Annotated in this window: 1 protein-coding gene; it reads right to left on the bottom strand. The window is 60.4% G+C overall.

From position 1 onward, the window contains the following. Positions 1 to 7: 7 nt before the first annotated feature. Entirely contained in the window at positions 8 to 1,021 is a 1,014-nt protein-coding gene (locus tag VMP31_RS16110; RefSeq protein ID WP_325508715.1) for an IS30 family transposase, read from the bottom strand. Positions 1,022 to 1,077: the final 56 nt, after the last annotated feature.

Here is a 1,077-nt window from a genome sequence, read left to right as displayed (position 1 = left end):
GGCGGTTTCAAGTTCCAAGTGCAACAGGTGAATGATGACGCAGTTGCGTAAAGACCTCCAAGGGCGTGGCCCACTCGAGACATTTTCTGGGTCGGGTATTCAACCGATGGGCGATGGTATTCAGGTCGCGCTGAGTATAGCCCGACAAGTCGGTGCCTTTTGGCAGATACTGGCGAAGCAATCCATTTGTGTTCTCGTTTGTCCCCCGTTGCCACGGGCTGTGGGGATCGGCAAAAAATATCCGGATGGCGAGTCGTTGCGCCAAGCGCTCGTGTTCGGCCATCTCTTTTCCCCGATCATAGGTCAACGTTTGGCGCAACGGGGCCGGCACATGCTGAAACTTTCTGATAAATCCCTGTCGGGCACTCCCCGCATCGGTCCCATCCAGCCGTGCCAGGATCACCAGGCGCGACATGCGCTCGACAAGGCTCCCGACAGCCGATCCATTTCGAGCCCCCTTGATCAAGTCCCCCTCCCAGTGGCCCGGCACGGTACGTCCCGCGACCTCTGCAGGCCGTTCGGCAATGGGCGTCATATTGGGAAGCTGGCCGCGTCGGTCTCTGCCCCGCGCTCGAGGCCGGCGCGCTTTGCGCGCCTGACGCAGCGCGGTCAACAGTTCACTCCGCAGAGTTCCGCGCGGCAGCACGTACAGGGCCACATAGATAGTCTCGGCCGACAGGCGTTTCCGCATGTCGTCAGGATACTCGCGACGGAGCCGTCCAGCAATCTGTTCAGGCGAACACCCACGGGTCAAACCTGTTCGGACATAGCGCCACAACCAGGGATCCAGCAGTTTGCGCGATCGCCGTGGGCGACGACTCCGGACCGCGGCCAGGCTGTGCGCCGTACAGGCACGATAGGGGTGCCCCTGGGTGGCATTGCGGGCATATTCGCGGCTCATGCTGCTGGGCGAGCGCCCCAACACGGCAGCCATCGTTCTCAGCGACTGCCCCTGAGACAGGCCCAAGCTCAAAGTCTCACGTTCTTCGAAACTCATGTGCGTATACGATTTCTTTGGCATGGCAACACCTTAGCCGACTCTGGCCTAAAGTGTTGCACTTGGACTTAGAACCTAAG

The sequence above is a fragment of the Pseudomonas sp. genome (assembly GCF_035512415.1).
Lineage (GTDB): Bacteria > Pseudomonadota > Gammaproteobacteria > Pseudomonadales > Pseudomonadaceae > Aquipseudomonas.
The sequence above is the reverse complement of the archived record's forward strand: the minus strand, read 5'-3'. Positions and strand labels throughout refer to the sequence as shown.